Raw genomic sequence first — 26,319 nt, forward strand, 5'->3', positions numbered from 1 at the left:
ATTTATAACAGCAGGATGGCATGGAAAACGCGGGGAAAGAAGAGTTACGCCGGGCCAGTTTTGGGAGCTGGGGCACAATTGCAACATGGAATAAACCACAGTCGGCCAGCAACTGCGGTTTATTGCGTTGGTTCGCCGTTATTTTTTTCTATCAGCCAGGGCGATATCCAATACCGGCTGCAATTTGGCTGGCGTGAACGGAGGGGAAACCAAAACCGAGCGATTATTGGCAGCAAAAACAATATCAATGCCGGTAATACAGGCAGTCATATGGCAAACGTATTTATCGCCTTTGGGATCGGCGAAATGCAGCTCAAAAACGCCGAGTTCCGGGCGCAGACGTTTCAGCCGGCACTCACCTTCATCGCCATAAATGGCGGCATACGCCGACGGCAACATCTTGATAGCTTTAACTTTATCGCTGTCCCTGCCACCGAATAACTTCCCTAATGAAAACATAACCCTGCACCTGCAATAATTCTAATTTTCGCCATTTTATCCCAAGGTTGAAAAAGCAAAAATGATATTACGCAGGCTTTAAGCAAGGTTTATGGGCTGTTATTACCTCATGTCATGTGCTAGCGCAGGGGTCAACCTGGACGGTAAGTACAACATTATTATCCCTGTCAGGAGATGCATATCACATCCCGGAAACTTTTCCGCCGGTTGAAAGGTAAATGAAAGGTTGTTGATTTAACAATCCAGCAACCCGTATCGGCGGGGATCCGCACCGACTGAAAAATACCTTGGGGAAAGCAATGAAAAAAATAATCACCCGCACTCTGACCGCCACCGCCCTGCTGCTGGCAGCCAATCAGGCCTTTGCCGTCGAAGCACCGAAACGCACCGAATGTATCGCCCCTGCCAAGCCCGGCGGCGGATTTGACCTGACCTGCAAGCTGATTCAGGTTTCGCTGCAGGAAACCAAAGCCATCGATAAACCGATGCGCGTTACCTACATGCCCGGCGGCGTTGGCGCAGTAGCCTACAACGCCATCGTTGCCCAACGTCCGGCAGAGTTCGGCACGGTTGTCGCCTTCTCCGGTGGCTCGTTGCTGAACCTGTCACAAGGGAAGTTCGGCCGCTACAACGTGGACGACGTGAAATGGCTGGCCGCCGTCGGTACCGACTACGGCATGATTGCGGTCCGTGCCGACTCGCCATACAAAACCCTGAAAGACCTGATGGACGCCTTCCAAAAAGATCCGAACAGCGTGGTGTTCGGCGCGGGTGCCTCGATCGGTAGCCAGGACTGGATGAAAACCGCCCTGCTGGCGCGTGAGGTCGGGGTCGATCCTCACAAGATGCGTTACGTGGCATTTGAAGGCGGCGGCGAGCCGGTTACCGCATTGCTCGGCAACCACATTCAGGCAGTTTCCGGCGATCTGAGCGAAATGGTGCCTTACCTGCAGGGCGACAAAATTCGCGTGCTGGCGGTGTACTCCGATCAACGCCTGCCGGGCCAGTTAGCCAATGTGCCGACCGCCAAAGAGCAAGGCTTCAATCTGGTATGGCCGATTATCCGCGGTTTCTACGTTGGCCCGAAGGTCAGCGAAGAGGAGTACCAGTGGTGGCTCGACACCTTCCAAAAAATGATGGCAACCGACGAGTTCAAAAAACAGCGCGATCTGCGCGGTCTGTTTGAATTCAACCTGGCCGGCAAAGAACTGGATGCCTACGTGAAAAACCAGGTCAATCAGTACCGCGAACAGGCCAAAGTTTTCGGCCTGGCCAAGTAACCGGAGGCTATCATGAGCGATCGCATTTTCGCCGGTTTCTGGCTGCTGCTGTGCATTGGCGGCCTGTTTATCGGCTGGGGTATTCAGAGCGAATACAGCTACGAACCGCTGGGCCCCCGTCCCTTCCCGCTGGCGATTCTCAGCCTGATGGCGCTGTGCGCGGCGTTACTGCTGCTGAACAAGCCGCAGGTGGTTGAATGGCCGCATAACAAGGTGATGCAACGCCTGCTGGTGCTGGTCATTACGCTGGTGCTGTACGCCTGGGGCTTCGAATGGCTGGGCTTCCCGCTGGCAACCACACTGCTGACCTTCAGCATTGGCCTGCTGTTCCAGGCCAGCCTGAAAGCGGCATTGGTGTCCGGCGTGGTGATGGGCGTGGCGCTGTATTACGCCTTTGACCGCTTACTTGATGTGACACTGCCACTCGGCGTTTGGCTGAGCTAACGGGGGCGACGATGGAAACCTGGATGTATTTGTCTCAAGGGTTCGAAGTGGCATTGGTGCCACAGAACCTGATTATCGCCCTGATCGGCTGCTTCGTTGGCACCATTGTCGGCCTGCTGCCGGGGTTGGGGCCGATCAACGGCGTGGCTATTTTATTGCCATTGGCGTTCGCTCTCAAACTGCCGGCCGAGTCCGCGTTGATCCTGCTGGCGACGGTGTATATCGGCTGCGAATACGGCGGTCGCATCTCCTCGATCCTGCTCAACGTGCCGGGTGACGCGGCGGCGATCATGACGGCCCTGGACGGCTATCCGATGGCGCAACAGGGGCGTGCCGGTGTGGCACTGTCGATCTCGGCGGTCAGCTCTTTCGTCGGTTCGATGATCGCCATCGGCGGCATTATCCTGTTCGCCCCGCTGCTGGCACGCTGGTCACTGGCGTTCGGCCCGGCGGAATATTTTGCCCTGATGGTGTTCGCCATCGCCTGTCTGGGCAGCATGATGAGCCAGAACCCGCTGAAGTCGCTGCTGGCAGCGCTGATTGGCCTGGGGCTGGCGACGGTCGGGGTCGATGCCAACACCGGCGTTTACCGCTTCACCTTCGACAGCGTTCATCTCTCCGACGGCGTGCAGTTCATCGTGGTGGTGATCGGCCTGTTCTCGGTCAGTGAAATCCTGCTGATGCTGGAAAGCACCAGCACCGGACAGAAGCTGGTGCGCAAAACCGGTCGCTTACTGTTTAATCGCAAAGAGGCTGCCGAATGCGTTGGCCCCACGCTGCGCTCTTCGGTGATCGGTTTCTTCGTCGGCATTTTGCCGGGCGCGGGCGCCACCATCGCCAGTGCGCTGACCTATATGACCGAAAAGAAAATCAGCGGCAACAGCGACACTTTCGGTAAAGGAGATATCCGTGGCGTGGCGGCTCCTGAGGCGGCCAATAACGCTTCGGCCTGCGGCTCATTCATTCCGATGCTGACGCTGGGCGTACCGGGTTCCGGTACCACGGCGGTGATGATGGGCGCACTGACGCTGTACAACATCACACCTGGCCCGGCGATGTTCACCGAGCAGCCGGATATTGTCTGGGGGCTGATCGCCGCACTGCTGATTGCCAACGTCATTTTGTTGATCATGAACCTGCCGTTGGTTGGTCTGTTCACCCGCATGCTGACCATTCCGCTGTGGTTCCTGGTACCGGCGATTGCCGCAGTGTCGGCGGTCGGTGTTTATGCGGTGCACAGCACCACCTTTGACCTGCTGTTGATGGTCGGACTGGGAGTGTTTGGCTATATCCTGAGGAAAATGCACTTCCCGATGTCGCCGCTGATCCTGGGCTTCGTGTTGGGAGAGATGCTGGAGCAGAACCTGCGCCGTGCGCTGTCAATCAGCAACGGACAGTTTGGCATCCTGTGGAGCAGCAGCATCGCGCAAACCTTGCTGGTGTTGGCGGTAGCCGTGCTGGTACTGCCGCTGGTGTTGCGCATAGTGCGCAAACGTCGCCAAACGGTGGAAGCGGCCAAGGCCGAATAAGTCAAAGGGCGGGGTTATTCCCGCCCTTTTCATTTAACGCTTAATTTCAGCTATCGCCCGTTCCAGGGCCGCAATATCATCATCGGCCAGCAAGGGCTGCACGCGGGCAAAATCTTCCGCCGACAAATCATAAATACGCAAAGCCAATAACCGGGCGATGGTCTGCGGGCTAAACCGCAGCTTGATTGGCCGCGCCGGATTGCCGCCCACGATGGTGTAAGGTTCAACATCCTTGGCCACAATACTGCCTGCAGCCACTATCGCCCCTTCCCCAATCGTCACACCCGGCATCAGCATCGCCCGCATCCCGATCCAACAGCCGTCCCCTAACCGGGTGTCGCCCCTCGGCTGATAGGAAGCCAGAATGCTTTCCATCATCGGATACAGGCAGAACCAATCGGCACGGTGAGTATGATTCCCCCCCATCAGGATCACGGCCTCGGCGGCAATGCAGACATAATCGCCGATCAGCAATTGGTCTATCACCCCTAGCGGCTGCCACTGTTGGCTGACCTCGTCCCCGTGCAAATAACGCACCACGGAGCGTTCAAAACCGTCATCCAGGTAGTCGCTGTAATAGCTGTGGGTCCCTTTGACGATAATATTGGGGTTGGTCACCGTTTGGTGCAGCAGTTCTGTTTTTGACCAGTGTTTTTCAGTCATGGCGCTTTCTCTATATTCATTGCAAGAGCCACAGCCAAAGGTCTGTGGCAGTGTTTTTTGGTCGCAAAACACTGCCGGACTAAGCGATTAACGCCCGTTTTAATCTTGGGTTATTGGTCATTATTGCCTCCAAATCTCGGCATAATGCTAACAAATCAGGCCTCGGCCGTCTTGTTTTTCAACATCAGCACCCCGCCCATCACCAGGGCGCTGCCGAGCAGTTGTAACGAGTTCATGTTTTCCCCCAGCAGGAAATAGGCGATCACCGCCGTGAACACCAACTCCAGCGACAAAATCAGGTTCGCCACCGCCAGCGGCAGGGTTTTCAGGCTGATGTTGTACAAACCAAACCCCAACAGCGTCGGGCCGGCGGCCAGCGTCAGCAGCAACAGCCAACCGCGCCACTCGATGCCCTGGACGCCCTCGGAAAGGAACCACAAAGAACCGGTCATGCCATGGAATGCCGCCAGCGGGTATAACGTCAGCGCAATGTTGAACAGCCACTGATAGACGGCGGAAAAACCGAACACGTACAAAATGGTATTCCACACCGGGTAATGGCGCTCAGTCGCCACCCGCCCGCCCAGCGTGTAAAGGGTATAACCAATGCCGGACAGCATACCGACCAACAACCCCAGCAGGTTGAAATGGCTGTTGCCCATGCTGTCACCGTTGCTGACCAGAAAACAGCCGCCCAGGCTGACCACAATCACCACTAACTGGCGCAGGTTCAGGCGTTCGCTGTAGATCATCCAACCGAGGAAAACGGTAAAACCCACCGAGCAGTAAGTCAGGATGGTCGCCACCGACGCGCCGTTCAGCGCCACCGACAGCGTCCACAGGCTGTTGAATACCGCCAGCAGCAGGCCATAACAGGCATAAAACGGGATCTGGGAACGCCGCAAGCGTGCCCACTCAGGCTTAAACAGCAACAACGCCGGTAATAAAACCAGCGCCACCAATGCCGCTCGCCAAAAGGCCAGCACAAAGGTCGGCAGGTGATAATACTGCGTCAGCACGCGGATAATAATGGCGGTAAAAGCCAGCAACATGGCGCTGATAATGGCAATCACATAACCCTGACTGCTGCCCTGTAAAATGCGCGCGCCGGGGAAAACCGGCCTGACTGAAACACCCGATGGTAATGACATGACACCCTCAAAAAACGGCGGTAATAGACTCAGGCAGAGATTCTAACGCCGCGCGATTTTGCCGCCAGAGCCACTTTCCCCCGATGTTATACAGGCCACTTTTATCCGCTTGAAGGCCTGCTGCTATGGGGTATAGTAAAAAGTGCCACCAACTACCGAGCCAATTTTGCATGCATATTCCGTTAGACCGTCAGCAGGATGTTCCGCTGTATCTGCAAATTGAGGAGGCGTTGCGGCGGGCAATCCTGAGCGGCGTATTTGTTGATGGTGACAAACTGCCCTCCACGCGCCAGCTTGCCGGCGAATTGGCCGTCAGCCGGTTGACGGTGGACAACGCCTATGCCGAATTGGCAGCCAAAGGCTTTTTACGCCAGCGGCGCGGCAGCGGTGCCTATGTCCAGCACCCGCTGGCACAGCCCGCACAGCCACAACCGGCAACCGATGTCCCTTTCCCGGCGGAGCGTTTCACCACCCTGACCTCACGGCTGGATGGTTACCCCGATATCCCGCTGCCAGATAGCATCATCAACTTTGCTGCCGGTGTCGGCAGTCCGAAAGTTTTCCCGCAGGAAGAGTTCCGCAAGATCTTGCTGTCGGTGCTCAGCCGCCATGCGGAAGAGGCTTTCAGCTATGGCGAATACTGTGGCTACTACCCGCTGCGCGATACGCTGGGGCGGATCCTCACCGCGCAGGGCATTCCGACCCATGCGGAACAATTGCTGATCACCAACGGTTCACAACACGCCATCAGCCTGATTGTGCAAAGCCTGCTGCAGCCAGGCGATACGGTGATCGTCGAACAGCCGACCTACGCCGAGGCCCTGGGGCTACTGCGCCTGCACCGCATCAATATCGTCACCATTCCCAGCGATCGGCACGGCATGCTGGTTGACCAACTGCCCGCCCTGCTGGAAAAACACCGGCCGAAGCTGATTTACACCATACCCAATTTCCATAACCCTACCGGGCGCTGCATGAGTGAGGCCCGGCGGCGTCGCCTGTTGGCACTGGCTCAGCATGCCGGGGTGGTGATCCTCGAGGACGATTTTGTCGGCGATTTGCGCTACAACGGCAAGCAATTGCCCTCGCTGCGGGCGCTTGCGCAGCCGGGGGCGGTGATTTATGTCAGCACATTTTCCAAAATGCTGTTGCCCAGCATGCGCATCGGCTATCTGGTGGCGGACAGCGAACACTATCAACGCATCGCCCGATTGAAACACGTCGACAGTTTTACCAGTTCCAATCTGATCCAGCGCGCGCTGGACGCCTTCGTCACCATCGGGCGCTACGACAAGCAACTGCGGCGTGCCGGACGAGTCTATCGCCAGCACCGGGATGTGATGGTCGCCGCATTACAGCAGCAACTGCCGCCAGGCTGCCGGTTTGAAACGCCGGAGGGCGGACTGTTTATCTGGCTGACGCTGCCCGCCGCCGTCAGCACCGAAGCACTGATGCCGGTGGCCTGGCGACAAGGCGTGACTTTTGCACGCGGTGAGTGTTTTTATGCCGAGGAACAGCGTGGCGCGCACGGCCTGCGATTGAATTTCGCCGCCAACACGCCGCCGCTGATTGAAGAAGGTATCGCCCGGCTGTGCCGGGCGATTAGTCAGGTGATAGATTCAGAACAAACCGGTGATTACAGCCCGGCCCACCACAGCCGCAGCTTCATGCCCCAATAGCTGGTCCAGCCGGTGGTGCTCTGCACCACCTGGCCTTTGGAGATAATCACCAGCGTCGGGGTAACGCCGATTTGCCACTGCGCCGACAGTCCGCCACGCGGGTCGTTAACCACCGGCAAGGTCACCCTCTTGCCTGCCAGCCACCTCGCCACCTGAGCATCGTCACCGGAGCGCAGCGCTACGGTCAGCACGTTGTCCCCCTCGCCGACCAGTCTGGCGACATAGGGCGTGGTGAAGCGGCAAACACCGCACCAGCTGGCCCAGAAATAGACCAGCAAGGGTTTATCCTGACTGAGCTGTGCCAGTGACACCTGCTCACCGTTCAGCGTCGTCAGGACCTGCGAATCGAAGGCTGGCGGAGCCTGCGGTGCACGCAGCCAGTCCATGCCGAACGCCGCTACCAGGACAATCAACAGCAGGATCAGCAGTTCCCGCGCCCAACGCCGCAGCCTAGCCATTTTTGACCTTCGCCAATTGCTGTTTCACCATCGTTTCCAACTCCTCGTAAGACACTGCCCCCGGCAACATCTGATCGCCGATCAGCGTTGCCGGCGTCCCCTGCACGCCCAATTTTTCTGCCAGCTCCATGTTAGTGCGCAGCGTGGTCATGCTCAGCTCACTGGGCGCCACTTCTTTCACTCCGGTTTTCTGCTGGGCAGCGGCAATGCTGGCGGTGTCGTGGAAACCTTTTTTCGCCATCAGCCGCTGGTGCAACGCCCAAAACTGGTCCGGATGCTGCTGCCAGGCAGTCAATGCCACCCGTGCCGAACTGACCGAGCTTTCGCCTTTGAACGGCAATAATTTCACCACCAACGCGACGTCCGGATATTGTTTGACGATCTTCTCCAGCATCGGATCAAAACGCTTGCAGTACGGACAGTTGTAATCGGTAAAGGTCACCAGCGTCAGTTTGGCGTTGGCCGCCCCCAGACGCGGGCTGGCCGGGTCTTCATACAGGGCTTTGGCGTTTTGCTTGATCGCCTGGCTGATTTGCTGGCCGGCGGTTTGCTGCTGCCAGGCATCGACCGCCTGCGCCAGAATATCCGGGTTCGACACCAGCGTTTCGCGGATCAGCTCTTTAATGCGGACTTCCTGTTCCGGAGTAAATGGGCCAGCGGCCCAGACAGGGGTGGCGATCAACATCAGTAAAATCATTAATTTTTTCATTGTGAATTTCCTTTGGCGGCGGACAGGGTTTGCAATACGGCATCGCGGGTCAACAGTGGGGACAACACCACGCCGTCGCGGCTGCCGGGGCCATAAATTTGATTAAAAGGCACGGCGACGCTGCCGCGTTGTTGCAGGAAGGCGCTAATTTCGGCCGATGGACGGCTCCAGTCCCCCCGCAGGGCGACAACGTCCTCGGCGCTCAGCGCTTTTTGCACGTCATCGCGCAGCAGTACGTTGAATTTGTTGGCTTTACAGGTCACGCACCAGTCAGCGGTGACGTCGACAAACACCCGTTTGTTCTGGGCCAGCGCCTGGGTGATCGCCTCCTCGCTCAGCGGTTGCCAGGCCACATTGTCGTGCAGCGGCTGACGCCACAGCCCGGCGGTCAGCGAACCGGCCAATAGCACCACCCCAACCAGCACCAGGGTAGCGGCTGCCAGCTTGGCCGCCAGGCGAACCCCGTGTTGCCAACCGACCGCCAGCAACAGGGCCAGCAGCGCGATAACACCCACCACCAGCGTTGGGACGCCACCGATATGGTTGGCCATCAGGCTTAGCAGCCACAACGAAGAAGCCAGCATCAGCAACCCCATCACCAGCCGCAGGCTGTTCATCCACCGCCCCGGACGAGGTAAACGCAGTGCCAGCGCCGGCCAGGCGGCAATCAACAGCCAGGGCAGGCTCATCCCGATGCCCAGCGCGACAAACATACCCCACAGTACCGGCAGCGGTGCTGCCAGAGCAAAGGCCACCGCGGTACCCAGGAAAGGTGCGGAACATGGCGTCGCCAGCAAGGTAGCGAAAGCGCCCTGCCAGAAATGCCCACTCAGGCCACGGCCGTTATGGGTCGCCAGTTTGGTGTTCAGCGAAGAGGAAAGCTGCAGATGGAACAGGCCGAACAGGTTAGCGCTGAATAACAGCGTCACCAGCACCATAAAACCGATAAACCACGGGTTTTGGAACTGAATGCCCCAGCCAAGCGCCTGGTTGCTCAGTCGCAGCAGCGTCATCAGCAACGCCAGCGCCATAAATGACGCCACAATGCCGAACGACGAGGCCAGGAACTGTAGCCGAATACTGTGCCGATCACGCTGTTCGACCTGCAAAATCGAGCCCAGTTTGATGCCTAATACCGGCAACACGCACGGCATCAGGTTGAGGATCAGGCCACCGACCAGCGCCATCAGCACCGCCTGCCACAGCGAGAAACTTGCCGCAACCGGTGAAGCCAGTGGCCCTTCAATAGGTAACGTCACCTGCTGCGCCACGCCGCCGTCACCGATCACCAACGTCAGGGTTTTGCCACGCAGATCCGGTGCGCTATCGCCCCAGCCATCACTCACCGGCACCCGCGCGAACATCCGGGTTCCGTCGCTGCTGACCTTCGGCTTGCCGAGGTCGGCATCCTCCAGCGTATCGAAGAACAGCTCAGGCTGCTGCCAACCGGCAGCTCGCTCGGCGCTGATCTGCAGTTCCCCGTTCTGATAACCGGCTTTAATACTCTCCACCAACCCATCGGCAATAGGTACCTGCCCCATTGCCTGGGCAAAATCATGGGTAAACTGCGCGTCGGACGGCGCGTCCAGATCCAGACTGAACGGATAGTCGGTCAAAATACAGACGTTACTGCAGGTTGACAGCGTCAAGGTGCCCGCCAACTGACGTGGCACCGCGCCTTTCATCACCATCGGCAGCTCAACCCGGTCGTGATAACCCTGGGTGGAGATGCCGGCAACGTCAAAACGCTGCGGCGTTGGCCAGAACCAGGTTGCCGGCGGTGGATTACCCTGCCAGGCGATGGTCGGCGCAATTCCGCCTTCCCCCGGCGAACGCCAGTAGGTTTTCCAGCCTTTTTGCAGCTCTATGCCCAGCAGCAAACGGGTTTCCCCGCTGTGCGAGGTATCGGCGCGCAGCCGCACCTTGGCGTGATCGTTAGTCGGGCTTTGTAGCCAGCCGCTGTCCGCCGCCTGCAAAGCAGGTAGCCACAGCAGTAACAGGCAGGCTAATGCCGACCTGATGATATTTAACATGTTTTTTCTCCATAAATGAATCAATCACCAAAACAGACGGGCGATGAACTCATTCATGGAATACGCATAATCGCAGATGTACCCTGAGGGTGGTGGGGGAAATAACTCTGGGAGGGGGAATGCGCAGACGCGCGGCCGCAGTAGGGGCCAACAGCACCAGCAACATGCCAAGGCCGAACAGCAGGGTTTCGAACATTACCGGCGGCGAGGCCAACAGGGATTTTGCACTTAGTTCGCAGGGAGTGGGTTGCAGTTCGGCGGCGTCATCGGTGGCGGAGGTGAGAGTGCTGGCGACAGGCAGGCCCATCACTTGCTGCAACGCATGCAGGCTCGCCATGCGCTGAGTCATGCAGGTCAGCACCACCAGGCAAGCCAGGCATAAAAACCATTTCGCAATCCGCTGCTGTTTAACCATGCCGTCCTCAATTCCAAGTCTGCGCTTATCTTAGCGGCGCAGACGCTTTTAGCAATGTTTTGCCTGTAAAGAAATGTCTGAGGACGGTATTGGTCGCGGCCGTTTACAGGTATCATAAGAACAATCCTGCGCTTTTCGCCGGGTACGACGATTTTCTACACAGCGAAGGACAGGTGATATGCAACCTTTGAGTGGACCGGGCACCCCGATCGCCAGCGATCGTTCCCCTAGCCCGGACAAAACCACCACCACTGACGGTAGCCCGCTCTCCCCGGCACAACGCACGACGCTGGAGAAGCTGGTCGTCAAGATCATGGCGCTCAGCCCGGCCAAGTCCGCAGAGATCTGGGTCACGCTGCGTCATGACCTGCAAACGGACAACAACAGTGAGCTACTGGCACGCCATTTCCAACCGGCCGAGCAACTGTTGCAAAACCGTCTGGCGCAGGTGCAGCAAAGCCATGCCAACCGCCAATTGTTGCAGCAACTCACCGATCTGCTGCCGCAGGGCAATAACCGCCAGGCCGTCAGCGACTTTATTCGCCAGCAGTTTGGCCATACGGTGCTGAGTCAATTGAGCCACCCGCAGTTGCAGCAGGTACTGAACCTGTTGCAGACCGGCAGCCTGACCATCCCGCTCCCGCAACAAACCACCACCAGCGATCGTCCGCTGTTGCCTGCCGAACATCAGAGCCTGCAACTGCAGGTGACCAAGCTGAGCGCAGCCACCGGCGAATCACCGGTCAAAATTTGGCAGACGCTATTTGATCTCAGCGGGGTCAAAACCAACGATCCGCTGCCGGCTCGCCATTTCCAACTGCTGAATCAGTTTTTGCAGGTGAAGGTAGCGCTGAGTCCACAAACCGCACCGACGCTGAACAATCTGTTGGCCGCACTGAAACATCCAGCGGATCCGCAGGAGCAGCAACAGTTGAATGACTACTGTCAGTCACGTTTTCACTGCAATGCCGGCGCACCGCTGACCCATCCGCAGATGAGCGACCTGATCAACCAGCTGTTTGCGCGCCGTCTGGAAAAGACCGGCCCGGCACAGCCGCTGTCCGGCAGCCACGCCGAACCGCAGCCGTTGCTCAACCCACTGATTGCCGCCCTGCCCCAACCGCTGCAAAAAGCGCTGAGCAAACCGGCCGTGGCGTTTATCCTGTTTATTCTGGTGCTGGCCCTGGTATTGGCGCTGGTGTTTTAACTTTTTGACTTCCCGGCAACTTATTTACTGGCCAGCGGATAACCCTTATCCAAGGCCAGATTGGGTATGGTGCTCGGAGGCTTCAAGCTTGAATTGACGCACCTGCGGCAGTGCAAGAATAAAGGCTGAAAACATCAGGCCCAATGTGGCGATAAATATCGCCTCGCGCGGAATCAGCTTGCGGTACGAAACATCAAAAAACAACTTACCCGTACCCAACAGGAATGCAGAGATAGCCAAAGTATAAAAATTTGCATGAGAAAAGTAAAATGCCAGCCCCCCCTAATACGATCGGCACTAACTGCTCTGAAAACACTAAATACCCCATTTGTATTGGCGTTATATGCAATTGCGTTATCGCAATATGGGCAAAGCGAACAGCGAAACCTCAGCACCTACTTGAGTTAGTATTTGAGAAAGCCATAACTTATTGAACGCTCCATTTTGCCATAGTGATACTTTCTCTTTCATAATATTCCCATAGCTATATTTTTTAACATTAAAGCCTTAGTTATTCGCAGCCCATTCCTTATCAAACACTCTATAATGAAACTCATCACTTGTAGAACCTTTGAAAAAATCTGCATTTTTCAATTCATTAATTTTCTTAAGTCCCAGAGACTCCACTAAACTAATGGAAGCAATATTACGCGTATCTATCAATGCATCGACATGAGACAGTTTATAATTACTGAATAAGAAATCCACCAGCATAGACACACACTTTTTTGCCACGCCTTTTTTCTGATATTGACTAAATACATGGTAAGCAATATATGCCCAGCCTTTATCAATCATAACTGTCGTCTGGACATACCCCAGATATTGACCAGACTCACGACCTATAATGACCCAATTTAACCATATTTCCTTTTTATCCGCCGAATAGCGTCGAGATACTCGCTCATAGCGAGACGCCAGTTCACCCAACGTTTTCGGGGGTTCGGAAGGTATAAACTTATAATCATCCTCAATACACAACCCCGCATACATGCCATGCGCATGCCATTTCTCTAAAGGTTCCAGTATATATAAACCTGATGTTATAGGTTCAATTAGTTTAAAGCTCACGATTCGAACTCCATTAACCCTAACATCATGGCTGTAAACAGAGATTTAATGACAGAATTACTGTTATTTTCGAGTAAGTCATAAGACAACGAACCACCATTCTTGTTTATTGAATCAAAGATATCCAAACTCAAACTCACACTCACACTCACACTCACACTCACACTCACACTCACACTCGCAGACAGCCGGCCTTTGATAAAGAAAACATATCGCTGTCCCTTAGAAAAAACAACATTGGTTAATGTGCCATCACTCAGTTTAATTGTATGTCCTGCCTTAAAAATCCGCAACCAATTGGTTTTATTTCTGGATATAAGGCGATCTCCCAGAAGTAATAAATCGACTTCATCATTATGCCTAAAGAAAATGATGGCATCCTCAGCACTATCGATAATGGGCTCGCCGCCGCCATTGAGGGAGGTGTTGACTAATATTGGATAGCCAGTTTCATCGTTAAAAATTGATTTTATTAAATGGGTAATGAGAGGTAAAACAAAGATGAAAGTTAAATAAATTTTAACATATCATTGGTTTACGATTAAATTATGGGATTATCTTATACTTTATTCAAATAACGCTGCTTGAGACAACACAAGGGTAACCACCCCTTGTGTCGCCCAACCAGAACGACTCTTTTACCGCATCAAGCGCAGCCGCAGTCTTCGCCAATAGCACTTCCCTGCAGCGAGCCCGGCTGTTCACCGGTGGCCAATGGATGGCCATCGCGTAGCCAGAAGTCCAAACCACCAATCAACTCCTTCACCCGAAATCCTTGCAGCGCCAGCTTGTACGCCCCCTTGGTGGAGCCGTTACAGCCAATGCCATCGCAATAAGTGACATAGACTTTATCGCGCGCCAGATGCGCCGTACCGGCCTCATCAATCAGGCGATGGGGCAAACTGATGGCACCAGGAATATGTCCGGCCGCGTATAGGGCTTCCGCACGGGTATCAATCACCAGGATCTCACTGACGCCGTTGCGCAGATCTTCCGCCACGTCCCACGCATCTGCGTAATAACTCAGCTTCGCGGCCAGATAATCCAGACTCTGCGCCGCCGTCCCCGGTGGAAAGGCCAAAACCAATGAAGATACCGCCATGTAATTCACTCCTGTTGATAAACACTGATGACAATATTGCCTGATTTTGGTCTTATGATTGATACCCATTTTCGCCCATTGATAAGTCCCATTATGGCCAGCACGCTACTCACTCTTTTTCACCTGCCGGAACACGCCAACGGGACCTTACGTGAGCGCGTATGCAGCACGCTGCGCCGGGCTATCCATAACGGGACGTTGATCAGCGGGCAACGTTTGCCCTCATCCAGAGTACTGGCGGCAGATTTAGCGATCTCACGCGTGACCGCCGAGGCGGCCTACGGCCAACTGGAGGCCGAGGGCTATCTACAGCGCCGGGTGGGTCAAGGCACCTTCGTGGCGGCTGGCATCGTCAAATCAGTGCCTGTAGCCAAAGTCAGCGGCGAGCCGCGTCTGTCACTGCGCGGCCGACAGATCGTACAAACCGGGGGCTGTCGCGATCCCCAACAGCCCTTGCCCTTTGCCGCCGGTTCGCCGGATCTCCGCGCCTTCCCGCTAAAACTGTGGAAACAGCTCACCGCACGGCAGTTAAGCCTGCGGGGCGAAACCCTGATGCGCTATGGCGATCCACAAGGTTATCTGCCGTTACGCGAGGCCATAGCCGGTTATATCAGCCAAGCGCGTGGCGTTAATTGTGATGCACAACAAGTGCTGGTACTGACCAGCTCACAGCAGGCCCTGCAGTTGATTGCCACCCTGCTGTTGGATCACGGTGATAAGGTTTGGATGGAAGAGCCCGGTTATCGCGGAGCCAGGAACGCCTTTACCAGCGCTGGCGCCGAGCTGGTACCGGTCAGCGTTGATGAAGCCGGGATACGGCAGGATGAACAACTTCCGACACCGCGGCTGATTTATCTGACACCTTCGCATCAATACCCCACCGGCGTGGCGCTCAGTCTGGCACGCCGTCTCGAACTGTTGGCACTGGCGCAACGCCAGCGGGCCTGGATTATTGAAGACGATTATGACAGCGAATTTCACTATGACGGCCAGCCCATACCTGCGATGCAAGGATTGGACCGACGCGGCAACGTGCTTTATCTGGGCACCTTTTCCAAGGTGTTGTTTCCCTCACTGAGGCTGGCCTATTTGGTGGTGCCCCCTGCGTTGGCGGAACCCTTTACCACCGCACGCACGGTTTACGACGGCCACAGCGCCCAACTGACGCAGGCGGTAACCGCCGAGTTTATCCAGCAGGGGCATTTTGCCGCTCATATCCGCTATATGCGTCAGTTGTACCGCAGTCGTCGTGACCGGTTATTGGAGGAGGTGCAGGAAAAACTGGGGCATTTTGCCACCCCACAACCGGCAAGTGGCGGATTGCAACTCAGCGTTTGGCTGCCACCCGGTCAGGAAGTGGCTCTCTCTCGTCAGGCGCAAGGCCTGGGTGTCGTGACGCCAGGGCTGGCAGCCCAGTATCTCACGTCAGCCGGGCGGCGCGACGGTTGGCTGTTGGGCTTTTCGGCCCTGACACCCGGTGAAATCCGCGCCGCCATCGAACGACTGGCACGGATCTCACCCGTTTAAGCTGACAATACTGCTTTTGATTAAATTACTGCTCGGTCAGCCGCAGTTCGGCAACCACCGGCAGGTGATCGCTGACCGCCGGCCAGTGAATGCCGTTCCAGTCGCCGCTGGCGTTCGGCACCGTCAGGCTGTCCAGATGCCAGCGCTGGGCATTGCCGCTAAAGATGTAGTCGACCTTGATTTCGGCATTTTCCGCCGGCCAACTGCGGCCATCTTGCGCGGCAGGCATGATGTCGTTCCAGTAGCGGCTGAGTTCGGTCCAGGTAACGCTGCCCGGAACGTCGTTCATATCGCCGAACAACAGTTTGATACCGCGCATTTCGATGGTGCGATCGTTCAACTCGCGCACCTGCTCCAAACGCATGGCCGGATCTTCTTTAGTATCCAAATGAGTGTTGATCAGCGTAATCGGCGCCGGAAACTCGGGCACGTCGGTCTGGGTGCTGAAGGCAATGCGTTGTTCACGCTGACCGGAGGGCAGCGGGTAAATTTTGCTGTCATGCAGCGGATATTTTGACAGGAACGCCAGGCCATATTCACCGCCGTCATAATCAATCGCGCGGCCAAAAACCACGTGCATACCGGTCAGTTTGGCCAGTTCCTCAGCCTGATCCAGCTTGCCGCTGCGGCCGGTCAGCTTGTCTACTTCCTGCAGCGCCACCACGTCAGCGTTCATCGCCTTGATCGCCTTGGCGATGGCGGTCATATCACTGACTTTACCGGCGGCAATATTGAAGCTGGCGACGCGGATCTTCGGTGCCTGCTCCAGGCTATAGGTTTTGTTCTTCAGGCCGCCAAGTGCGCTGGCCACTTCGCGGCTATTGGCGTTGCTGTTGGCATGGCCACCGTCGGTGGAGGACCAGGCAGTCTGAGATATTCCCAGGGATAACAAAGAAATAAGCAAAGCGTGACGTGAGCGCATGAATTCTCCTTTAGCATTCAGATTGTTGTTGGGGCATCCGCACCCCAGAGCTAACAACGATTTTGCCGTAGTTACCCGCGACTATTTCCTAGTTGCCCCGCTATTTTTTTATTCTGCGCGGTGTCTCGCATTCCGACGGCTAAAGCATTGCACCATTGGACAACCGGCTGATTTACCATTAAAACCGATAGACCGCTTACCGAGAGGATCCCGCATGACCAGCGCCATAGCCGAACAGCTCACCGAACGTTTCTTCCGTTATCTGGCGGTAACCAGCCAGAGCGATGCCGCCGCCACGGCCCTGCCCAGTACTCCGGGTCAGCACGATATGGCCAAACTGCTGGCAGCCGAACTGCGCGAATTGGGGATGACTGATGTGCAAATTGATGAGCACGCCACCGTTACCGCACGTAAACCCGGCAACCAGCCCGGTGCGCCGCGCATCGGTTTTATTACCCATATCGATACCGTGGACGTCGGCCTGTCGGCAGATATTCACCCGCAGCGCCTGCGCTTTAGCGGCCAGGATCTGTGCCTGAACGCAGAGCATGACATCTGGTTGCGCACCGCCGAGCACCCGGAGATCCTGGCCTACCCGAATGAAGAGATTATTTTCAGCGACGGTACCAGCGTACTCGGCGCCGATAACAAGGCGGCGGTGACGGTAGTGATGACCCTGCTGGCTAACCTGAGTGCCACCGACCGTCACGGCGATATCCTGGTGGCCTTTGTGCCGGATGAAGAGATTGGCCTGCGCGGTGCCAAGGCGCTGGATCTGGCGCGCTTTGACGCAGACTTCGCCTATACCATCGACTGCTGCGAACTGGGCGAAGTGGTGTATGAAAACTTCAACGCCGCGGCAGCGGAAATCCGCATCGAGGGGGTGACCGCTCACCCGATGTCGGCCAAGAATGTGCTGATCAACCCAATTCGTATCGCCAACGACATCATCAATCAGTTCGACAGCCGGGATACGCCGGAGCATACCGAGGGCCGAGAAGGCTATTTCTGGTTCAACGACCTGACGGCCAACGCCAACCTCGCCACGCTAAAAGCGTCGATCCGTGATTTTGATCTGGCGAGTTTCAATGCGCGTAAAGAGCGTATTCAGGAGGTGGTCCGGCAAGTGGCGGCAAACTATCCGCGTGCCAGGGTAAGCTGCAGCGTCACGGATATCTACAGCAATATCAGTAACTCGATCGGTGAAGATAAACGCGCCATCGAACTGATTTTCGGCGCCCTCGCCGCCCATGGTATTCCACCAAAGGTGATCCCGATGCGCGGAGGTACCGACGGTGCGGCGTTATCCAGCCGCGGGCTGGTGACCCCCAATTACTTCACCGGTGCGCACAATTTCCATTCGCGCTTTGAATTTCTACCGGTCAGCGCCTTTGTGAAGTCCTATCAGGTCACCCGCAGCATCTGTTTGCTGGCCGCACGCGGCTAACAGACGCGCCAGAGGAGAGCGGTATTTCAAGTAGAAATATCGCTCTTAAGCCAGCAACCAGCCGAGCAAACCACTCCATGCCAGCAGTGGCAGCGAGTAGTAATGGAATTTCAGCCAGATTTTTCGCTCACCCGCCATCCGCAGTGCAATCAGGTTAGCCAGTGAACCGATCGCCAAACCAAAGCCACCGGCGTTGACCGCATAGGCCAACAGTTGGCTGGAAGGCACGTAGTTAAGCAGTAAAATGGTCGCCGGCACGTTGCTGATCACCTGCGACAGACCGATTCCCAGGGCATAAATACCGCCCTCGCCCAGCCTGGCGATGTCAGCAAACCAGGGCTGAACCGCCTCAAGGCGGGTGAACAGCCCCACATCGATAAACATGGCGATAAAGACAAAAATCAGGCTCCAGTCAATCTGCAACAACACCCGGCGTGCCAACAGTAAAAAACCGGCGAACACCGCCAACAGGCCGTACAGTGGCAGGTCGATATCCAGACACAGCAGAAAAATCACGTACAGTGCCAGGCAGCTCAGCAACAGACGTCGCTGGTAAGGGTAGCCTTCGGTATGTGGAGCTTTAACGATCTCCCGCGCCGGGAAACTGAACCAGGTCAACAGCAGCAGGCTGGCCAGCATCGCTGCGCCAAAGGGCGCCATCTGGGCAATAAAGGCCAGAAACGACAGCGAGGATTTACTCCACAGCAAAATATTCTGCGGGTTACCAATCGGCGTCAGCAGCGAACCGGCATTGACCGCCAGCGCCTGAAAGATAATCAGCCGGCTAATCGGCAGCGAAGACAGTTTTTTCAGCGTGATGGTCAGCGGAATAACGATAAACAGCGCCACGTCGTTGGTCAGGAATGACGACAACAGCGCGGCTGAAAACACCAGAAACAGCGCCAGCCGCCGTTCGCTATGCAACGTATTGACTATCTTGCGGCCAATAAAGTCAAAATAGCCGCTGACCTCAACCCCCTTGGTCAGCAGCATCAGTCCCAGCAGGGTAATAATGGTGCGCCAGTCGATAAAACCGCTGAGCGCAGGCAGTTGTTGCGGATTAATAGCCAGCATCAGCACGCCGGCCACCAGCAGAATATGTAAAAAACGATCTTTCAGGAACGGCTGGAACAGCCGGATCAGGGAATTTGAACTCATGTTGAGCGCTTCTAAAAAACAACCGGGGATCAGGAGCCAGAAGTTAGCCCAAGCGCGACGGCAACGCCAGTAAAATGCTCTTTTACCTTTATCTGCTTTTCATTCGCCGCACTTTGCTTTATTTGTAGCGCCTTTCCCAGATTTGAAGGATTTCTTTATGGCTAACGTTTTCGCCAAAGGGCTGTTACTGAGCATGACGCTCGGCTTGCTGACCGCCTGTAATGACCAGAATACCCGCCCGCAAATGGACATCGACGGCAAAACCATGGGCACCTTCTACAGCGTCAAGGTCAGCGGTGATGTGGCAGTCGATAAACAACAGTTACAGCAGCAGATCGACGCCGTGCTGGAACGCGCCAACGACGATATCTCCACATATCGCAATGATTCGGTGCTGTCGCGCTTTAATCAGAGCAGCAGCACAGAGCCACAGCCGATCCCGCGCGGCATGGCGGACATTATCCTGATGGCCCAACGCATCGGCCGCGACACTCAGGGCGCAATGGATATTACCGTCGGCCCGCTGGTCAATTTGTGGGGCTTCGGCCCGGATAAGCGAGTGGTCAAGGTACCGAGCCAACAACAAATAGAAGCGGCGCAAAAGAACGTCGGCTTGCAGCACCTCAAACTGATCGGTGACAACCACGGCGAATGGCTGCAAAAAGACTTGCCTGAAATGTATGTTGATCTCTCAACGCTGGGTGAAGGCTATGGCGTTGACCAGTTGGTGCAATTGATGGCGCGCAACGGCATCACCAACTATCTGGTCTCGGTTGGCGGTGCGGTTTCCTCCCGCGGCGTTAACGGCCAGGGCAAAGCCTGGCGGGTGGCGATCCAAAAGCCTACCGACCGCGAAAATGCAGTACAGGCTTTGGTGGATTTACAGGGTTATGGCATCAGTACCGCCGGTAGTTACCGCAATTATTTCGAACAGGATGGCCAGCGCTATTCGCACGTGATCGATCCCACCACCGGCCGGCCGATAACCCACCGTCTGGTGTCCGCCACGGTGATCGCCCCGACCGCGCTGGAAGCCGACGGTTGGGATACCGGACTGATGGTGCTGGGGACGGAAAAGGCCCTGAAACTGGCGCAGGAAAAAGGGCTGGCGGTCTATCTGATCAGCAAAACCGACGAGGGATTCAGCGCCGTGATGACGCCCCAATTTAAAGCCTTCCTGGTAAAGTAATTTCTGGTTCGGTATTAAGGGGCGCAGCATACCGCGCCCCCTCTCCATCATCCCTTACGGTGCAACAACAAATACACCACCGGGACCACCAGCATCGACAGCAGCGGTGCACTGACCATGCCGCCAATCATCGGTGCCGCAATGCGCCGCATCACCTCCGAGCCGGCACCATCGCCCCACATGATCGGTAATAACCCGGCCATAATGGTGGCGACGGTCATTACTTTCGGCCGCACGCGCAGTACCGCCCCCTCGCTGATGGCCGCCATCAGCTGTTGTTGGGTTAACGGTTGCCCCGGCTGACGGTGTTTTTCCAGCGCATGGTTCAAATACAGCACCATGATCACGCCAAACTCCGCCGCCACGCCCGACAGGGCAATAAAGCCGACGGCCCCGGCCACCGAAAGGTTGTAGTTCAGCAGGTACAGCAGCCACACGCCGCCGATCAGCGCAAAAGGCAGCGTCGCCATGATCAACAGCGCATCGCGCACGTTGCTGAAGGTGACAAACAGCAGCACGAAAATGATCGCCAGCGTCACCGGCAGCACGATTTTCAACTGGGCGCTGGCGCGTTCCAGATATTCAAACTGTCCGGACCAGCTCAAAGAGACACCGGCCGGTAACCTGACCTGCTGCGCGACCGCCTGCTGCATTTCTTCCACCGCCGATTTAAGATCGCGTCCGCGCAGATCGACATAAATCCAATTGGAGAGCCGTGCGTTTTCACTTTTCAGCATTGGCGGCCCTTCGGTCACCCGAATATCTGCCAACATCGACAACGGCACCTGACTCCCGCTGGCCGTGAGTACCGGCAATGCCTGCAGTTGTTGCACCGAATCACGGATTTCGCGTGGATAACGCACATTGATCGGATAGCGCGCCCGCCCCTCAATGGTTTCGCCAATGTTTTCACCGCCCACCAGCGTCGCCACCATCGATTGCAGCTCCTTCACCGAGACACCATAGCGCGCAGCCCGCTGACGGTCGATATCAATATCCACATAGCGCCCACCGGTGATGCGCTCTGCCAATGCCGAGGTGACGCCCGGCACCCGTTTCACCACTTGTTCAATCTGCCCGGAAATCCGTTCGATATCAGCCATGTTATTGCCGTTGACCTTAATACCGACCGGGCTTTTTATGCCGGTGGCCAACATATCCAGCCGATTGCGAATGGGTGGCACCCAGACGTTGGCGATGCCTGGCACCTTGACCACGCTATCGAGCTCCGCCACCAATTTGTCCATGGTCATGCCTGGCCGCCATTGGTCACGCGGCTTGAAACGAATGGTGGTTTCCAGCATGGTCAGCGGCGCCGGGTCGGTGGCGGTTTCCGCCCGCCCTGCCTTGCCGAATACCGTCTCCACCTCCGGCACGGTTTTGATCAACCGGTCGGTCAGTTGCAACAGCCTGCTGGCTTCGCGTGCCGACATGCCCGGCAATGACGATGGCATATACAACAGATCGCCTTCATCGAGCTGCGGCATAAATTCGCTGCCCAACCGGCTAAGCGGATACAGGGTCAACAACAGCAACAGTAACGAAACCCCGAGCGTGGTTTTCGGGCGTGCCAACACCGCCGCCAGCACCGGCTGATAGCAACGAATCAGCCAGCGGTTGATCGGGTTGGCATGCTCATCGGGAATGCGGCCACGGATGAAGTAACCCATCAACACCGGCACCAACGTAATGCCCAGCCCGGCCGCCACCGCCATGGCGTAGGTCTTGGTGTAGGCCAACGGAGAGAACATCCGCCCTTCCTGCGCCTGCAGGGTGAAGACCGGAATGAAGGACAACGTGATAATCAGCAAACTGCAAAACAGCGCCGGCCCCACTTCCACCGCCGCCTGCTCCGAAATGCGCCAGTAATCCTTTGACGTCGGCTGTTGCCCTGGATGACGCTGTCGCCACTGCTCCAGCACCTTATGCATGTTCTCGATCATGACGATCGCCGCATCCACCATCGCCCCTATCGCAATGGCGATCCCGCCCAGCGACATGATATTGGCGTTCACCCCCTGATAATGCATCACCACAAAGGCACCGAGAATACCCAGCGGCAGCGTGATCATCGCCACCAGCGCCGAACGGAAATGGAACAGGAACAGAGTGCAGACCAGTGCCACCACGATAAACTCTTCCAGCAGCTTGTGGGACAGGGTTTCGATGGCGTGTTCAATCAGCTGAGAGCGATCGTAAACAGTAACGATTTCAACCCCCGGCGGCAGAGTCTGCTGAATTTCCTGCAGCTTCACCTTCAGCGCGTTAATGGTTTCCAGCGCATTTTTACCGTAGCGCATCACCACAATGCCGCCCGCTACTTCCCCTTCCCCGTTCAGTTCCGCCACGCCCCGGCGGATCTCCGGCCCTTCACGCAGCGTCGCCACCTGCGACAGCAGGATCGGCACGCCATCACGCACGGTGATCACCACATTGGCAAAATCACTGAGTTTTTTCAGGTAGCCCGAGGTGCGCACCATGTATTCCGCCTCGCCCATTTCCAGCAGCGCCCCGCCGCCTTCCTGGTTGGCGTCCTGAATGGCCGTCACCACCTGTTGATGGGTGATATTCAACGCACGCAGGCTTTGTGGGTCCAACACCACCTGATATTGGCGCACCATACCGCCCACGCTGGCCACCTCTGCCACGTTAGGGACGGTTTTAAGCTCAAACTTCAACGTCCAGTCCTGTAATGCACGCAGGTCGGCCAGGCTGTGCTTGCCGGTTTTATCCACCAGGGCATATTCGTAAACCCAGCCCACGCCGGTGGCATCCGGCCCCAGCGCCACCTTCACCTGCTCAGGCAATGAGGATTGCACCTGACTGAGCGATTCCAGCACCCGCGAACGCGCCCAGTAAAGATCGGTGCCGTCCTCAAACAGCACATAGATGTAGGCATCGCCAAACATGGAAAAACCACGCACCGTTTTGGCCCCCGGCACCGTCAACAACGTGGTAGTCAGCGGATAAGTGACCTGATCTTCAATCACCTGCGGTGCCTTGCCAGGGTAAGTGGCACGGACGATGACCTGAACGTCGGACAGGTCCGGCAGCGCATCCAGCGGCGCTTTCTGCAATGCCCACACACCCCAACCGGCCAACAACACCGAGGCCAATAACACCAGCAGCCGGTTGCGCAGCGACCAGCGGATCACGAATGCAATCATAAGTGGCCTCCGTGCCCGGCATTGATCGGCAGAACCTGGCTGATATGTGAACCGCTGTCGTCGACGCTAAAGTGAATTTTTACCCGGTCGCCAGGCTTGATGCCTGCTGGTAATCCCCCCGGCGGCAGAGCAAAATCCATGGTCATCGCCGGCCACTGCAATTCCGGCACCGGTCCGTGGGACAACGTCATGGTGTCGCCATTGAGTGCCTCAATCACCCCTTCGGCCTGATACTGTTTAACTTCGGTTTGTGCCGCCATCTGCGGCAAGGCACTGCGCATACTGGCCTCGGAGTCGATCAGGAACTGACCGGAGGTCACCACCTGCTGCCCGGCGCTCAGCCCGCGTTTGATCTCCACCCAGCCATCCTGTACGCGCCCGGCCACTACCTCCACCGGCGTGAAATGGCCGTTACCTTCGGCAACCAATACCCGGTTACGATCGCCGTTATCTATCAGCGCCTCCTGCGGGATTGCCAGCACCGGTTTGCCGACGGCGTTCTGCGATAGCGTCAGTTGCAGGTACATGCCTGGCCGCAGCTTTTTCTGAGGATTTTTTAACAGAATGCGCGCTTTGAAGGTGCGGGTTAGCGGATCGACATTGGCCAGCAGTTCGCTCACCTCGCCTGCAAACCTTTCCCCCGGCCAGCTGGCAGAAGCGGCCTGCACCTTGTCGCCCACCTTGAGTAACCCGGCCTGCGCCTGCGGATAGTCGGCCACGATCCACACCGGATCCAGCCTGGCTAGCTCAAATAACCCCTGCGCCGCGGTCACCTGAGCGCCCTCGAGCACGCTTAGCTTGTTCACATATCCGCTCTCCGGCGCCACTATCGTAATACGTGGCTCGGGCTTGCCCGTGCGCTCAACCTGCCGTATCACCGCCTCGGGCATAAATAACAGCTGCAACCGCTGGCGGGCGGCGGCGGTCAATGCGCGATCGTTCAGTTGCCGTATTGCCAAATACTCCTGCTGTGCCGCACTCCACTCCGGGATCCACAACTGTGCCAGCGCCTGGCCTTTTTTCACCTGCTGCTGGCTGGCACGGACATAGAGTTTTTCCACCAGCCCATTGGCACGGGCGGCAATAATCTGCACCCCACGCTCATCCGTCGCTACGCTGCCAAAAGCGTCAAGCTGCTGCTCCAACGCGCGCAACTGAGCGGTTTCAATACGTACCCCCAGATTCTGCTGCTGGCGCGCGCTGATGGTCACCCCGCCCTGCGTATCGGCCTCATCGGCATAGCGCGGCACCAGTTGCATATCCATAAAGGGGGATTTCCCCGGCTTATCAAAGCGCTGGGCAGGCATCATCGGATCGTACCAATACAGTACCTGTCGTTCCGTTTTGTCTGCCTGCGGCGCGGTCTCCCCCGCCGAACCCAACCCATACCCGGCCAGCCCACCGCCGATTAACGCCGCTAACAGCGCCAGCTTAAATGGCATTCTCATTGCATTGCCTCCTGAGGGGTGAGATAGCGGATGGCGGCCCAAATCTGTGCCAGTCCACGGGCGGCTTTACCGGCGCTGAGGCGGCTGTCGAGCAGCGCCCGCCGTGCCTCCAGCAGCGCAGACAAGTCGCTTTTTCCACTGCGATATTGCGCCAACAGCAAAGTCACTCGCTGTTGCTGCAGAGGGATCGCCTGTTGCTGCTGTCGCTGCCATTGCGCCTGCGCCGCCTGGTACTGTGCCAACAGCGTGTCGAGCTGCGCCTGATGATCGCGGATCAGCAACGTCAGCCGATCGTTGGCCTCCATGTTGCGGGACACGTCAGCGGCATAGTCTTTATCCTGCCGCTGCGAACGGAACAGCGGCAGATCAACGGTAAACATCACCCCGGCCAGATCCTCATAATCGTCGGCGCGCTTGCCGTAATACACCTCAACCCCCACGTCCGGTATGGCCGCCACCTCTGACTGTGCCGAACGCGCCCTGGCCACGTCGGCCTCGCGACTGGCCTGCTGCACCTCAGGATGTTGTTTGATCGCCTGTCGCAAGACGTCGCTGTCGGCCGGCAAACGTTCGAAGCGTGGCATCGCCCCGGCAGTGTCCGTGGTTGCCTGACCGGTCAGTTGAGTCAGGCGTGCCTGCGCTACCGCAACGTCGCGCTGTGCCTCACTGATGCGGTCCTGCATGGCCAGCAGCGTCAGTCTGGCGTCCAGCACGCCGCTGGCAGGAGTACCGCCACCGGCCACACCGGCATGCTGAGTGGCTATTTGGCGTTCACTCTCCGTAACCAGTGCGGTGGCGTCACGCAAGGTTTGCCGGCTCAGCGCCAGTTCCAGCCACGCCTGCGCGGTTTGCTGCTGCAAACGGGCACGGATGGTAGCGCTGCCGGCATCCGTCTGGCTGGCTTCGGCACGCAGGGTATCCGCCTTGCGCTGGCGTTTGGTGCTGCTGACGTAATCCTGCATGATGCCGACCCGCCCCATCGTCATGCCTTCGCGGGTGAGTCGCCGGGCGTTGCCACCCTGCACCGGCACGTTTTCAATCCCGAACTTCAACTTGGGATCGGGCAATTGCATCGCCGAATCCGCCATGTTCTCCAGAGCATTCACCTGATGCCGATTGGCCGAAAGTTCCGCCGAATAACGTTCAGCCGCCGTCAACGATTGTTGCAGCGTCAATTCCGCTGCCAGGCTGGCCGGTGCCCAACAGGCAAGCAGCAGCCAGCCCACCCGTAATGGGTGAGAAAGGATAATGGTCATGACGC

Annotated in this window: 24 protein-coding genes; 8 read left to right on the forward strand and 16 right to left on the reverse strand. The window is 57.0% G+C overall.

Annotated features, from left to right (window positions below; genetic code table 11):
* Positions 1–138 precede the first annotated feature (138 nt).
* On the reverse strand, positions 139–459 hold the full coding sequence (locus tag SERS4_RS0117840; RefSeq protein WP_017893511.1) for a hypothetical protein: 321 nt from the start codon (positions 457–459) through the stop codon (positions 139–141).
* Positions 460–758: 299 nt separating this feature from the next.
* Here SERS4_RS0117840 and SERS4_RS0117845 point away from each other — a divergent pair, with 299 nt between their 5' ends.
* The 3 genes from SERS4_RS0117845 to SERS4_RS0117855 are packed head-to-tail and all read left to right on the forward strand — an operon-like array spanning position 759 to position 3,712.
* A complete protein-coding gene (locus SERS4_RS0117845) occupies positions 759–1,739 on the forward strand; it encodes a tripartite tricarboxylate transporter substrate binding protein (protein ID WP_012146056.1) in 981 nt (326 codons plus the stop codon).
* Positions 1,740–1,751: 12 nt separating this feature from the next.
* The gene (locus SERS4_RS0117850; RefSeq protein WP_012146057.1) at positions 1,752–2,183 is read left to right on the forward strand and encodes a tripartite tricarboxylate transporter TctB family protein; all 432 of its coding nucleotides are present in this window, start codon (positions 1,752–1,754) and stop codon (positions 2,181–2,183) included.
* Positions 2,184–2,194: 11 nt separating this feature from the next.
* A complete protein-coding gene (locus tag SERS4_RS0117855) occupies positions 2,195–3,712 on the forward strand; it encodes a tripartite tricarboxylate transporter permease (RefSeq protein WP_012146058.1) in 1,518 nt (505 codons plus the stop codon).
* 33 nt (positions 3,713–3,745) lie between these two features.
* Here SERS4_RS0117855 and SERS4_RS0117860 read toward each other — a convergent pair whose 3' ends face one another.
* Positions 3,746–4,375: a CatB-related O-acetyltransferase gene (locus tag SERS4_RS0117860; RefSeq protein ID WP_017893512.1), complete on the reverse strand. Its 630-nt coding sequence runs from the start codon at positions 4,373–4,375 to the stop codon at positions 3,746–3,748.
* Between the two features lie 155 nt (positions 4,376–4,530).
* Complete coding sequence (locus SERS4_RS0117865) at positions 4,531–5,526, reverse strand: DMT family transporter (RefSeq protein WP_012146060.1); 996 nt, start codon at positions 5,524–5,526, stop codon at positions 4,531–4,533.
* Between the two features lie 170 nt (positions 5,527–5,696).
* On the opposite strand from SERS4_RS0117865, the gene SERS4_RS25820 reads away from it, so the two are divergent.
* Positions 5,697–7,205: a PLP-dependent aminotransferase family protein gene (locus SERS4_RS25820; protein WP_017893514.1), complete on the forward strand. Its 1,509-nt coding sequence runs from the start codon at positions 5,697–5,699 to the stop codon at positions 7,203–7,205.
* Here the strand turns inward: SERS4_RS25820 and SERS4_RS0117880 are convergent.
* From SERS4_RS0117880 to SERS4_RS0117895, 4 genes are read right to left on the reverse strand one after another with little or no spacing between them, the layout of a single operon-like run.
* Positions 7,163–7,663, reverse strand: a complete 501-nt coding sequence (locus SERS4_RS0117880) for a protein disulfide oxidoreductase (protein WP_017893515.1) — start codon at positions 7,661–7,663, stop codon at positions 7,163–7,165. The two genes, SERS4_RS25820 and SERS4_RS0117880, sit on opposite strands and share 43 nt — an antisense overlap.
* A complete protein-coding gene (locus SERS4_RS0117885; protein WP_017893516.1) occupies positions 7,656–8,372 on the reverse strand; it encodes a DsbA family protein in 717 nt (238 codons plus the stop codon). The genes SERS4_RS0117880 and SERS4_RS0117885 overlap by 8 nt, the downstream gene beginning before the upstream one ends.
* On the reverse strand, positions 8,369–10,405 hold the full coding sequence (locus tag SERS4_RS0117890) for a protein-disulfide reductase DsbD (protein ID WP_017893517.1): 2,037 nt from the start codon (positions 10,403–10,405) through the stop codon (positions 8,369–8,371). The genes SERS4_RS0117885 and SERS4_RS0117890 overlap by 4 nt, the downstream gene beginning before the upstream one ends.
* Before the next feature lie 49 nt (positions 10,406–10,454).
* The gene (locus tag SERS4_RS0117895; protein ID WP_017893518.1) at positions 10,455–10,820 is read right to left on the reverse strand and encodes a hypothetical protein; all 366 of its coding nucleotides are present in this window, start codon (positions 10,818–10,820) and stop codon (positions 10,455–10,457) included.
* A 178-nt stretch (positions 10,821–10,998) separates the two neighbouring features.
* Between SERS4_RS0117895 and flk the strand changes: the two genes are divergently transcribed.
* The gene (flk, locus tag SERS4_RS0117900; protein WP_012146066.1) at positions 10,999–12,027 is read left to right on the forward strand and encodes a flagella biosynthesis regulator Flk; all 1,029 of its coding nucleotides are present in this window, start codon (positions 10,999–11,001) and stop codon (positions 12,025–12,027) included.
* A 45-nt stretch (positions 12,028–12,072) separates the two neighbouring features.
* On the opposite strand, the gene SERS4_RS0117905 is transcribed toward flk, so the two are convergent.
* The 4 genes from SERS4_RS0117905 to SERS4_RS0117915 all read right to left on the reverse strand — a co-directional run bounded on the left by SERS4_RS0117905 (position 12,073) and on the right by SERS4_RS0117915 (position 14,200).
* Entirely contained in the window at positions 12,073–12,267 is a 195-nt protein-coding gene (locus tag SERS4_RS0117905) for a hypothetical protein (protein ID WP_017893519.1), read from the reverse strand.
* 267 nt (positions 12,268–12,534) lie between these two features.
* A complete protein-coding gene (locus SERS4_RS0117910; RefSeq protein WP_026142464.1) occupies positions 12,535–13,098 on the reverse strand; it encodes a GNAT family N-acetyltransferase in 564 nt (187 codons plus the stop codon).
* The gene (locus SERS4_RS27455) at positions 13,095–13,616 is read right to left on the reverse strand and encodes a carbamoyltransferase C-terminal domain-containing protein (RefSeq protein ID WP_083906178.1); all 522 of its coding nucleotides are present in this window, start codon (positions 13,614–13,616) and stop codon (positions 13,095–13,097) included. The genes SERS4_RS0117910 and SERS4_RS27455 overlap by 4 nt, the downstream gene beginning before the upstream one ends.
* 128 nt (positions 13,617–13,744) lie before the next feature.
* Positions 13,745–14,200 (reverse strand): rhodanese-like domain-containing protein, encoded by a 456-nt coding sequence (locus SERS4_RS0117915; protein ID WP_017893521.1) that lies wholly within the window; start codon positions 14,198–14,200, stop codon positions 13,745–13,747.
* A gap of 93 nt (positions 14,201–14,293) precedes the next feature.
* Between SERS4_RS0117915 and SERS4_RS0117920 the strand changes: the two genes are divergently transcribed.
* Positions 14,294–15,727, forward strand: a complete 1,434-nt coding sequence (locus tag SERS4_RS0117920; protein WP_017893522.1) for an aminotransferase class I/II-fold pyridoxal phosphate-dependent enzyme — start codon at positions 14,294–14,296, stop codon at positions 15,725–15,727.
* Between the two features lie 25 nt (positions 15,728–15,752).
* On the opposite strand, the gene SERS4_RS0117925 is transcribed toward SERS4_RS0117920, so the two are convergent.
* Positions 15,753–16,649, reverse strand: a complete 897-nt coding sequence (locus SERS4_RS0117925) for an endonuclease/exonuclease/phosphatase family protein (RefSeq protein WP_017893523.1) — start codon at positions 16,647–16,649, stop codon at positions 15,753–15,755.
* A gap of 214 nt (positions 16,650–16,863) precedes the next feature.
* On the opposite strand from SERS4_RS0117925, the gene pepT reads away from it, so the two are divergent.
* Positions 16,864–18,096 carry a peptidase T gene (gene pepT / locus SERS4_RS0117930; protein ID WP_017893524.1) on the forward strand — a complete coding sequence of 411 codons (1,233 nt, stop codon included), beginning with the start codon at positions 16,864–16,866 and terminating at the stop codon, positions 18,094–18,096.
* 45 nt (positions 18,097–18,141) lie between these two features.
* Here the strand turns inward: pepT and SERS4_RS0117935 are convergent, their stop codons facing one another.
* Positions 18,142–19,254, reverse strand: coding sequence for an SLC13 family permease (locus tag SERS4_RS0117935; RefSeq protein ID WP_017893525.1), 1,113 nt, complete (start codon positions 19,252–19,254; stop codon positions 18,142–18,144).
* Positions 19,255–19,411: 157 nt separating this feature from the next.
* Here SERS4_RS0117935 and apbE point away from each other — a divergent pair, with 157 nt between their 5' ends.
* Complete coding sequence (apbE, locus tag SERS4_RS0117940; protein ID WP_017893526.1) at positions 19,412–20,443, forward strand: FAD:protein FMN transferase ApbE; 1,032 nt, start codon at positions 19,412–19,414, stop codon at positions 20,441–20,443.
* A gap of 47 nt (positions 20,444–20,490) precedes the next feature.
* Here apbE and SERS4_RS0117945 read toward each other — a convergent pair whose 3' ends face one another.
* Genes SERS4_RS0117945 through SERS4_RS0117955 form a run of 3 tightly spaced genes read right to left on the reverse strand, consistent with a single transcriptional unit; the run spans position 20,491 to position 26,314 of the window.
* Complete coding sequence (locus SERS4_RS0117945) at positions 20,491–23,610, reverse strand: efflux RND transporter permease subunit (protein WP_017893527.1); 3,120 nt, start codon at positions 23,608–23,610, stop codon at positions 20,491–20,493.
* Positions 23,607–25,058, reverse strand: a complete 1,452-nt coding sequence (locus SERS4_RS0117950) for an efflux RND transporter periplasmic adaptor subunit (RefSeq protein ID WP_017893528.1) — start codon at positions 25,056–25,058, stop codon at positions 23,607–23,609. Before SERS4_RS0117950 ends, SERS4_RS0117945 begins: the two co-directional genes overlap by 4 nt.
* On the reverse strand, positions 25,055–26,314 hold the full coding sequence (locus SERS4_RS0117955; RefSeq protein WP_017893529.1) for a TolC family protein: 1,260 nt from the start codon (positions 26,312–26,314) through the stop codon (positions 25,055–25,057). Before SERS4_RS0117955 ends, SERS4_RS0117950 begins: the two co-directional genes overlap by 4 nt.
* Positions 26,315–26,319 lie beyond the last annotated feature (5 nt).

The organism is Serratia sp. S4, from assembly GCF_000347995.1.
Classification (GTDB): Bacteria; Pseudomonadota; Gammaproteobacteria; order Enterobacterales; family Enterobacteriaceae; genus Serratia; species Serratia quinivorans.

What these genes read in the sequence shown, in the direction of transcription:
- SERS4_RS0117840 (WP_017893511.1), bottom strand. Translation starts at nt 459, where the DNA reads ATGTTTTCATTAGGGAAGTTATTCGGTGGCAGGGACAGCGATAAAGTT.
- SERS4_RS0117845 (WP_012146056.1), top strand. Translation starts at nt 759, where the DNA reads ATGAAAAAAATAATCACCCGCACTCTGACCGCCACCGCCCTGCTGCTG.
- SERS4_RS0117850 (WP_012146057.1), top strand. Translation starts at nt 1,752, where the DNA reads ATGAGCGATCGCATTTTCGCCGGTTTCTGGCTGCTGCTGTGCATTGGC.
- SERS4_RS0117855 (WP_012146058.1), top strand. Translation starts at nt 2,195, where the DNA reads ATGGAAACCTGGATGTATTTGTCTCAAGGGTTCGAAGTGGCATTGGTG.
- SERS4_RS0117860 (WP_017893512.1), bottom strand. Translation starts at nt 4,375, where the DNA reads ATGACTGAAAAACACTGGTCAAAAACAGAACTGCTGCACCAAACGGTG.
- SERS4_RS0117865 (WP_012146060.1), bottom strand. Translation starts at nt 5,526, where the DNA reads ATGTCATTACCATCGGGTGTTTCAGTCAGGCCGGTTTTCCCCGGCGCG.
- SERS4_RS25820 (WP_017893514.1), top strand. Translation starts at nt 5,697, where the DNA reads ATGCATATTCCGTTAGACCGTCAGCAGGATGTTCCGCTGTATCTGCAA.
- SERS4_RS0117880 (WP_017893515.1), bottom strand. Translation starts at nt 7,663, where the DNA reads ATGGCTAGGCTGCGGCGTTGGGCGCGGGAACTGCTGATCCTGCTGTTG.
- SERS4_RS0117885 (WP_017893516.1), bottom strand. Translation starts at nt 8,372, where the DNA reads ATGAAAAAATTAATGATTTTACTGATGTTGATCGCCACCCCTGTCTGG.
- SERS4_RS0117890 (WP_017893517.1), bottom strand. Translation starts at nt 10,405, where the DNA reads ATGTTAAATATCATCAGGTCGGCATTAGCCTGCCTGTTACTGCTGTGG.
- SERS4_RS0117895 (WP_017893518.1), bottom strand. Translation starts at nt 10,820, where the DNA reads ATGGTTAAACAGCAGCGGATTGCGAAATGGTTTTTATGCCTGGCTTGC.
- flk (WP_012146066.1), top strand. Translation starts at nt 10,999, where the DNA reads ATGCAACCTTTGAGTGGACCGGGCACCCCGATCGCCAGCGATCGTTCC.
- SERS4_RS0117915 (WP_017893521.1), bottom strand. Translation starts at nt 14,200, where the DNA reads ATGGCGGTATCTTCATTGGTTTTGGCCTTTCCACCGGGGACGGCGGCG.
- SERS4_RS0117920 (WP_017893522.1), top strand. Translation starts at nt 14,294, where the DNA reads ATGGCCAGCACGCTACTCACTCTTTTTCACCTGCCGGAACACGCCAAC.
- SERS4_RS0117925 (WP_017893523.1), bottom strand. Translation starts at nt 16,649, where the DNA reads ATGCGCTCACGTCACGCTTTGCTTATTTCTTTGTTATCCCTGGGAATA.
- pepT (WP_017893524.1), top strand. Translation starts at nt 16,864, where the DNA reads ATGACCAGCGCCATAGCCGAACAGCTCACCGAACGTTTCTTCCGTTAT.
- SERS4_RS0117935 (WP_017893525.1), bottom strand. Translation starts at nt 19,254, where the DNA reads ATGAGTTCAAATTCCCTGATCCGGCTGTTCCAGCCGTTCCTGAAAGAT.
- apbE (WP_017893526.1), top strand. Translation starts at nt 19,412, where the DNA reads ATGGCTAACGTTTTCGCCAAAGGGCTGTTACTGAGCATGACGCTCGGC.
- SERS4_RS0117945 (WP_017893527.1), bottom strand. Translation starts at nt 23,610, where the DNA reads ATGATTGCATTCGTGATCCGCTGGTCGCTGCGCAACCGGCTGCTGGTG.
- SERS4_RS0117950 (WP_017893528.1), bottom strand. Translation starts at nt 25,058, where the DNA reads ATGAGAATGCCATTTAAGCTGGCGCTGTTAGCGGCGTTAATCGGCGGT.
- SERS4_RS0117955 (WP_017893529.1), bottom strand. Translation starts at nt 26,314, where the DNA reads ATGACCATTATCCTTTCTCACCCATTACGGGTGGGCTGGCTGCTGCTT.